Here is a 7,311-nt window from a genome sequence, read left to right as displayed (position 1 = left end):
TAATCGAGTGGTTGCTGGTTCGAGTCCAGCCGGGGGAGCTGAGAAGAATCACCAGGGGAGCCTCCACCGTCATCGGTGGGGGCTTCTCCTGTTTCCAGCCACTCGACGGGAACGCGAGTCTGCCATGCCCAGGCGATGAGCAGCGACCGCCGCGGCTTACTGAGCCCTTTCTCTGCGCGGCTGATCGTGTGACGTGCTGTGCCCAGTGCCTCTGCAAGCTCACCTATTTCGAAGCCTGCTTCTTCCCGGGAAATCCGGAGGCGGTGTTTCAGCTGATTGAGCTCCGGGACCCGGAGTTCGGTTGGCTGAACCGTCATGGCAACTCTCCTCACTTCCGCATATGCGCCTGATCAGGCATAAGAGACCCTGCGCGATAAATCTTTCACCTGACACTATACGTGTCACAGGGTGCACAAGTCCAGCGGATGATGAATAAAGCACCCACAACACGCAGCGCAATCCCTACTTGCACTAACGCTCCCTATGGAGCATAGTTGTCGACATGGCAATCGAAAGAGTAAGCACAGGCAAGGCCGCCGAGCTCCTGGGCATGGCTCGCCAAAGCATCCTTAGAGCTATAAAACGCGGAGATCTAGCCGCGGAGGTCACTGAAGGCGACGGACGGCCCCACTACAGCATCGCGCTCACCGATCTGCGGGACTACCAACGCCGTCGAGAGAACAAGGTGCTCAGCGCCCCCATCAACTCTCTCCCCCACGACGACTGCCCATCGCGCTCGCAGTCGCCTAAGGCGGTGGCGTGATGAGCGAGTACGCACGCAAGAAGCGTGAAGCTGAAGCTGAGTACATGCGGAGAATGCAGGCGAGGCGTGCGGCGCTAGAAGCTGCCGTCCTCCATGAAGGGAAAGGTGCCGATCTTTTCCCAGTAGTCGAGGCGGTTGAGTACTTGCAGCTCGGTATCCCCGGCAGTGATGTCGTCCAGCTCGTCGTCCCGGAAGGGTACAAAGCTTGCGTCCTCTATCGACCACAGGACAAAAGAGACCCGTTCGCTGAGGTCCGCCTTATTCCCATCGATGCTGACTGGGTAGCCAGCGATCGCGGTCGGGATATTTCTCTTGCCCCGTCTCTCAATAATGCTGGCGAGCTTTGCGCCGTAAGGGTCGGCGAACTCGAAGACGACCTCGTGACCCAGAATCTGGGTCGTAATGCGCATGGCCATGAAACTTCCTCCTCGGTAGGCAATCGGCTTGGGGAAGGCCGGCCTACCGAGGAGGATCTTCCCTACCGCGACTCCCCGCGGCGCTCACAGCCGCCTGAGGCGGTGGCGTGATGAGGACCGTCCTCAATGCAGCGGCTTGTCTTGGTGTACTCGTTTCAGCGCTGGCGGTCGGTTCCAAGTTGGATCGAATCATTGCCTTGCTGGATGAGAACAACAGCAGGTTCCGGCGTCGCCCTAGCGCAGGTGGTGGGGATGAGACCCCTCTCGCCTACCGCTCCTCGTGGGGGTCGGCGACGTGATGGGTGGCGTGTATGCGGAAGAGGAGTGGCCGATGGTGCTGCGGTTCGCTGAAGCTGCGGTGGTCTCAGCGGAGGCGCAGCTCGAGAGGTTCTCCCGTCACTGCGTTTCCAACCTCGGTGACCCAATGGACGGTCACGGTGCAGGCGACGCTGAAACTGCTGGCGATGATTCCCGACCCTTGGGCGCGAGCGAAGTGCTTCTTGCGCATCTCCGCGACTTGCGGGAGCGGGATCTTGATTGTCTCGCCGCCGGCAAGGCGTTCTATCGGCCCATAGGTCTTTTGGAGGTGGCGCGAATAGATGATGACGGTAACGTGCAGCGCCACATCTTTGCCGATGTTGGTCAGGTCGAGGGCCTGCGCCTGGGTATCCCATTGAACGCCCCAGCTGACGACACTTTGATCCGTGAGTCGCAGTTCTTGGTCCTTGGCGATCGCGTTCGCTTCCTGGCTGATCTGGTTGGCCTCCTCAGCGATCTTGTTGGCACGTTCCGACTTGCTGAGGGCATCGAGCGCAATGCCGTTGGCCTCCTTCGCGTGTTTCTCGGAGTCCTCCGCGATGCGGTTGCTGTGATCGGTCCTGCCGTTGGCGCTACGAGCCACACAGACGGCCCAGATGGCTATGCCGGCGGCGATCAGCGTACCGATGGCCTGGAGCCAATCGGCCATGAGTCTTCCTCCTCGGTGGGTGATGTGTCTGGCACCGCTGAGCCTACCGAGGAGGGTCCTCTCCCCTGCCGCTGCCGCGGCGGTGTGGGGCGTCAGTCTTCCTCCTCGGTGGGTGTGGGTGCCCCTCAGCCTGCATCCACCGAGGAGGACTCTTTGGAAATGAGAAAGCCCGGCCGGGCTGCAACACCGGCCGGGCGATGAATCCCTTGGAAGGAAATTCGATGAACCCTACTGTACCTGTTTCTGCTTGCACGGCCCGGATGCCTGGCGTTGCCGGCGTGCGCGTCGCTGCTTGGTTGGAGGTTGCGGCATGATCTGGGCGCTTGTGAATCTGGTGATTCTCGTTGTCGGTGTGCTGGCAGCGCGGCATTACGCGTGGATGGCTCATGGTGCTGCGCATCGTGCTCGGGGGGCTGCTGACAGAGCGGCTTCCCGGGTGTTGGAGGCCGACCGGGTGCTCCATGATGTGCAGCAGGTTCGGACTGAGGTGCTGGCTCATCCGATGCACTGCAGTTCGTGCGGCATCCAGGCGGCGTCAGCCGCGGTCGCTGGCATGGCGGGTAAGGGGGCTGTGTCGTGAGCACTGTCGCGTATCTGGAGCCGCTGCTGAGCCGGTCGCGGCCGCGTCGTGCGGCGGGCGAGAGGCTGGTGCGGCCGTTCGGGCGGGGCGCCGGGAAGCAGGTGGAGGACCAGCCGCTTCCGTTGGAGGGCCTGCCCGCGCCGAAGCCGAAGGACGTTCGCTCAATAGTCCTGGACCGCGATGGGCGTACCTGCCGGGCGTGCGGCGGGGAAGCTGATCTGCAGGATCGGCACTCCGTCTTCGGTGGACGGATTGTCTCTCTGTTCAATAAGACCGCTGGTGAACTGCCAGAGCTGGATTTGGTGGTGATGTGCGACGGCTGCGCGGATCGGGCGGAGAAGGTGAAGCAGCGCTCCCCCGGTCAGGAAGCTTCAGTAGATGGCTGGCTGGTCTCTGAGTTGTATATGCAGCGCCTGCTGGGCCTGCTGTATCTGGAGAACTGCTCGATGGCCGGGGCGAATCCGATTCGGGCGGAGGTGATCCTCCGATGACATCGATCCGGGAGCGGAGCCTCGAGGAGACGCGCGTCGACTATGCGCGGGGTCTCCAAGGCGTTGCTGGGCGTCTGCGAGCTGACGCCTCTTTGGGTGAGGTCTTCGACCAGGAGGCTGAACCGAATTGGCCGTCTTCAATGGGGGCGCCCGCGGAGCAGATGCAGGCGCGGCGCTGCGGCTTTCAGGATTCTCTCTATAACGATCCCGATATCGCGTTCGACGACGACTGGCTGGACCGCGAGGACGCCGGGCCCTCTGTGGGCCGGGTGGGCCTGTGGTGTGGTGTTGCGTTCCTGGGCGTCGGTCTGGTCGCTGTCGGGTCATGGCCGCTCAATGGGCTGGGCGTGCTTGGCCTGGGCCTGGCGCTGCTCGGCGGCGCGGGCCTGATTCGGGAGGTGGTCCAGGGTGAGTGAGCTTAGGCAGAAGATCTATGAGGTATTCGGTGAGCACGACTGCACTGATCCGCTGGACGTCGCTCGGGCGACGGAGAAGCTGACTGACGCGGTGATGGACGAGGTGAAGGAGTACGTGGACGACGAGCATCTGGCGCGCAGTCTTTCGGGCGTCGAAGAGAAGCTTCGTGGCTGGGCTTATGTGCCTGGGCTCGCGTCGGTGCGGGATGAGCATCGGGAGCGGGCGCGGAACCGGCTGGTGAATCTGGAGATCGTGGTGTCGAGCTTCGCCGCCGCGATGGCCCGCGAGATTGGCCGGTCAGCTGCCAGGGATCTGGCTCGCGAGACAGGGCAGGACGTTCGCGGTGACTGAACAGGACATCGACTATCAGCGTGGGCCGTGGCCGCCGGTGGAGGTGCCGGAGCACGTCAAGTTGCCGGACCCCTCGCCGTGTTTCGGCTGCGCGAAACCACTGACCGAGAAAGACATCCGGATCCGCCACGCGAAGAAGCATCCGGTCTGCAATGACTGCTATTTGCGCGGCGACTACAGCCATATGACTTGCACAGTGTGCGGCCAGCTGCGCCGGAGAACTGAGCCGGGAAAGACCAGCTACACCTGCAGCAGACATCAGGAGGAACAGGCCCCATGACCACATCTACTGAGCTTCGTGAACTGCCGATCGAGGCGGTCAAGCCTAATCCGCGGAACATTCGTGACGATATCGACGAGACCGCCGAATCGTTGGAGAGGCTGGCCCACACCATCAAGGTGGACGGCATCATTAACCCTCTCGTGGTTTTCCCGAGCACCGAGCATGAAGAAGAGGAGTCCTGGCTGGTGGCTGATGGTCACCGCAGACTCGCAGCCGCCCGGCAGGCAGGACTCGCCACTGTCCCAGCCTTGGTGAAGGAATCAGAGGATGCGGCCGCGGAAGCGGTGAAGATCATGCTGACCACCGGCACGACCTCGGAACGTCTGAACCTGCGAGAAGAGGCGCGGGGTATCCAGCAGCTGTTGGACCTCGGGGTGTCCAAAACCCGGATCAGCAAAGAGCTCAAGCAGAAGGCGCAGCACGTCGAGGCCAAGGCCAAGGTCGCTCGGGCGCCTGAGGAGCTGGCCACGTCCTACTACTCCGGTGCGGTCGATGTTGAGGGAATGATCGCCCTTCAGAAGCTCGAGACAGAGGACCCGGACCTGCATGCCAAGGTGACTAAGAGGATTGCCGGTATCCGCTCGCGGGTGGACGTCGAGCGGGAGATAGAACAAGTCCGCCGCCACGAATCTGCCGAGCAGCTGCGCGCGGAGCTGGAGGCTGCCGGCGCCTCCGAGGCTCCTTTCAGTGCGCAGTACGGCGACGGATGGGAGGAAAGTGATCTCGATGCGGCCGGTGAGCCTCTGCCGATCTCTGAGCATGTCTCGCGCGGTCATCGGTACCTGATCGAACCGTGGCGAGAAGTCGGCGACCAGCTGAGGTGGTTCGCCAGAGTCAAGGCTGCCAAGCAGGAGCTTTCTGAGGAGGAGAAGGCTGCGCGCCGTCGGTTGCGGGCGCTGAACAAAGAGCTCGCCCTGACTGCTGTCAGCAGGGACAAGCACCAGCGCCGCAAACTTCAGGAGAAGAAGCCCGCTGACCAGGCGACGCTTCAGCGGATGATGGCACGGCGGCTCTGGCGCGAGGCCGGCTTCTGGTCGGTCGGCGGTGCCTGGGACCCGGACAACGTGAAGGCTGTGCTGCTCGAAGAGCTCACTGGCTTGCCTCGGCCCCGGCGGGAGGACGGCTCACGCAATGACCACGTGCTCTTCGACGAATGGGTGCAGTGGCGGGAGAAGGCCAAGGAGAAGTTCGAGCGGCTGACTCTGGGGCAGTTGATCTTCGTCTGGGAGTACCTCGGGTCCCGGCAGCAGGACCGAGAGCTGCAGAAGGCCGCCGGGTATCGACAAGTTCTAGACCCCAACGGTGAATCAGGCGATCACTTCGCGTGGCGGATGGAGTACCTCGATTCTCTGCCCGCCTGGGGGTGGGAGTTCGATCAGCACGAGCAGCAGGCGCTGCAGTATTGGGACGAGCAGGACTCTGAGGCAGAAGAGGAGGCCGCCTGATGTGCCGGAAGTGTGAGAACGAGCCGGATCCGCAGTCAAGGCTTGAGGAGATCCGTGCGGAGGCTCTGGCCTCCGGGGTCCCTGCAGAGGTGTTCGACGCCGCTGTGGCCTCGAAGCCTGTGGCTGAGTCTGCCGAGGGGCTGGTCCACCTGGCGTGGGTCTACGCGGGCAACTGGTCGCATCCGGCCCACTACGGGATGTTTGCCGCGGCGATGGCTCACCTGTTGCAGAACGCTATCCAGGCTGATCGGAGCAGCGGGGTGATGCCGACGGTCAGGGAGCTGCTCGGAGTGGAGGGCTTGGCTGGTGATTATGCCGAGCGTGTGCAGACCCAGGTGACGACGCGGGCGAAGCGTCTAGTGGAGGTGCTGGACGCGTTGGAGCGCCCGGAGGAGGTCACGGTGGCTGCGTTGGTGAGCCAGGTTGAGGCTGACCTGGCGCGTATGGAGAAAGGGTCACCGTGAGTCGGGATCACGAGTTTCTTATGCGATGGCCGATTCTGGACGACAGTCTCACTCTTCAGCAGCTCCGCATGGAGGCGATCCCGGACGTGGTGATGACTCTGCGCGAGATGGGCCTGAAGATGGCGTCTCGCCCCGATTCCTACAGGGTGGGAGAGAGCCCCGGGGGTCCGTATTTCGAGGCGCGGATGAAGGTGTTCGGCCCGGCGCCGCGTTACCTGCCGTCCGGCATTGTGCGAGTCCGGAGCGCAGCCGAGTTCCAGACCTGGTGGGACCAGGCAGTCAACAAGTTCTCAGACGAAAAGGAGCCTGTCAGTGCCTGAACCAGGGTCGTTGATGCAGGAGGCGCGTGAGCATCGAAATGAGCACGTCGACGTGTTGAAGAGCGTATCGATCGCGCACGATTTCGGCTTTGTGGCCGGCCGGACCGTCACCGTTGAAAAGGTCGAGGAGGGTGCCCGTGCGCTTGCGGAGTCTCTTCTGCTGCAGGGCAAGCCGTTGGACTCCTGGGAGCGGCTGACGCCGTTCTATCAGGATGCCGTTCGCCGTATGGTCCGTGAGGTGTTCACTGCTGCCGGTTTCAAGGTAGAGGAGGCAGCGAAATGACGAACGCGACTGCTGACGGGGTGGCTGCTGTTCACCAGTACCTGATGCAGATCCGGCAGCGGCTGGAGAAGTCGTCCAAGGGCCCGTGGCATGCCGTGCACCACTACGACGCCGCCTTGGGTCGGTACGTCTCTTCTGAGGTGCTTCCGGTCGCAGTCCATGCCGGCAACGGCGACGGCGGAATGACCAACTACGCCGATGACAAGGAGTACGACGACGCGGAGTTCATCGCGCACAGCAAGACGGACCTGCAGAAGCTTCTGATGGCGGTGGAGGCGGTGCTGGAGCTGCATCAGCCCGACGAGGCTGACACCCGGCTGTGCGCCCACTGTATGGAAGCGATCGGCGTAGAAGCGTTCCAGGTCGAGTGGCCCTGCCCGACCGTGGCCACGATACAGGAGGCGATTGAGGGTGAGTGACTACGACGCCACCACAGAAAAAGTCCGCCGAGCCTGGCAATACGCGCAAGGCCCCTGTGCCTGCTGTCTCGGCGGGTACTGCATGGAGAACGGGATCGAGTTCGATAAGTGG

At 62.9% G+C, this 7,311-nt stretch carries 12 protein-coding genes; 9 read left to right on the top strand and 3 right to left on the bottom strand.

Annotation, left to right across the window (positions count from 1 at the left end; all coding sequences use genetic code 11):
• The 3 genes from Q1K09_RS12770 to Q1K09_RS12760 form a co-directional block, all read right to left on the bottom strand.
• A partial coding sequence (locus tag Q1K09_RS12770; RefSeq protein WP_300345854.1) for a helix-turn-helix transcriptional regulator occupies window positions 1-317 on the bottom strand: 317 nt, incomplete at its 3' end.
• Window positions 318-837: 520 nt separating this feature from the next.
• Window positions 838-1,179, bottom strand: a complete 342-nt coding sequence (locus Q1K09_RS12765; RefSeq protein WP_300345853.1) for a hypothetical protein — start codon at window positions 1,177-1,179, stop codon at window positions 838-840.
• Between the two features lie 364 nt (window positions 1,180-1,543).
• Window positions 1,544-2,146, bottom strand: a complete 603-nt coding sequence (locus tag Q1K09_RS12760) for a hypothetical protein (RefSeq protein WP_300345852.1) — start codon at window positions 2,144-2,146, stop codon at window positions 1,544-1,546.
• Between the two features lie 576 nt (window positions 2,147-2,722).
• On the opposite strand from Q1K09_RS12760, the gene Q1K09_RS12755 reads away from it, so the two are divergent.
• The 9 genes from Q1K09_RS12755 (at window position 2,723) to Q1K09_RS12715 (ending at window position 7,199) form a co-directional block, all read left to right on the top strand.
• Window positions 2,723-3,217 (top strand): hypothetical protein, encoded by a 495-nt coding sequence (locus Q1K09_RS12755; RefSeq protein WP_300345851.1) that lies wholly within the window; start codon window positions 2,723-2,725, stop codon window positions 3,215-3,217.
• Window positions 3,214-3,633 carry a hypothetical protein gene (locus Q1K09_RS12750; RefSeq protein WP_300345850.1) on the top strand — a complete coding sequence of 140 codons (420 nt, stop codon included), beginning with the start codon at window positions 3,214-3,216 and terminating at the stop codon, window positions 3,631-3,633. The genes Q1K09_RS12755 and Q1K09_RS12750 overlap by 4 nt, the downstream gene beginning before the upstream one ends.
• Window positions 3,626-3,985 carry a hypothetical protein gene (locus Q1K09_RS12745; RefSeq protein WP_300345849.1) on the top strand — a complete coding sequence of 120 codons (360 nt, stop codon included), beginning with the start codon at window positions 3,626-3,628 and terminating at the stop codon, window positions 3,983-3,985. Before Q1K09_RS12750 ends, Q1K09_RS12745 begins: the two co-directional genes overlap by 8 nt.
• Window positions 3,978-4,265 (top strand): hypothetical protein, encoded by a 288-nt coding sequence (locus tag Q1K09_RS12740; RefSeq protein WP_300345848.1) that lies wholly within the window; start codon window positions 3,978-3,980, stop codon window positions 4,263-4,265. The genes Q1K09_RS12745 and Q1K09_RS12740 overlap by 8 nt, the downstream gene beginning before the upstream one ends.
• On the top strand, window positions 4,262-5,713 hold the full coding sequence (locus tag Q1K09_RS12735) for a ParB/RepB/Spo0J family partition protein (protein WP_300345847.1): 1,452 nt from the start codon (window positions 4,262-4,264) through the stop codon (window positions 5,711-5,713). Before Q1K09_RS12740 ends, Q1K09_RS12735 begins: the two co-directional genes overlap by 4 nt.
• Complete coding sequence (locus Q1K09_RS12730) at window positions 5,713-6,177, top strand: hypothetical protein (protein WP_300345845.1); 465 nt, start codon at window positions 5,713-5,715, stop codon at window positions 6,175-6,177. The genes Q1K09_RS12735 and Q1K09_RS12730 overlap by 1 nt, the downstream gene beginning before the upstream one ends.
• Window positions 6,178-6,245: 68 nt before the next feature.
• A complete protein-coding gene (locus tag Q1K09_RS12725) occupies window positions 6,246-6,497 on the top strand; it encodes a hypothetical protein (RefSeq protein WP_300345843.1) in 252 nt (83 codons plus the stop codon).
• Window positions 6,490-6,780 carry a hypothetical protein gene (locus Q1K09_RS12720; RefSeq protein WP_300345842.1) on the top strand — a complete coding sequence of 97 codons (291 nt, stop codon included), beginning with the start codon at window positions 6,490-6,492 and terminating at the stop codon, window positions 6,778-6,780. The genes Q1K09_RS12725 and Q1K09_RS12720 overlap by 8 nt, the downstream gene beginning before the upstream one ends.
• A complete protein-coding gene (locus tag Q1K09_RS12715; RefSeq protein ID WP_300345841.1) occupies window positions 6,777-7,199 on the top strand; it encodes a hypothetical protein in 423 nt (140 codons plus the stop codon). Before Q1K09_RS12720 ends, Q1K09_RS12715 begins: the two co-directional genes overlap by 4 nt.
• Window positions 7,200-7,311: the final 112 nt, after the last annotated feature.

It is taken from the genome of Nesterenkonia sp., assembly GCF_029265375.1.
In the GTDB taxonomy this organism is placed as follows: Bacteria; Actinomycetota; Actinomycetes; order Actinomycetales; family Micrococcaceae; genus Nesterenkonia.
Note: the sequence above shows the minus strand (reverse complement) of the source record. Positions and strands in the feature narration are given on the sequence as shown.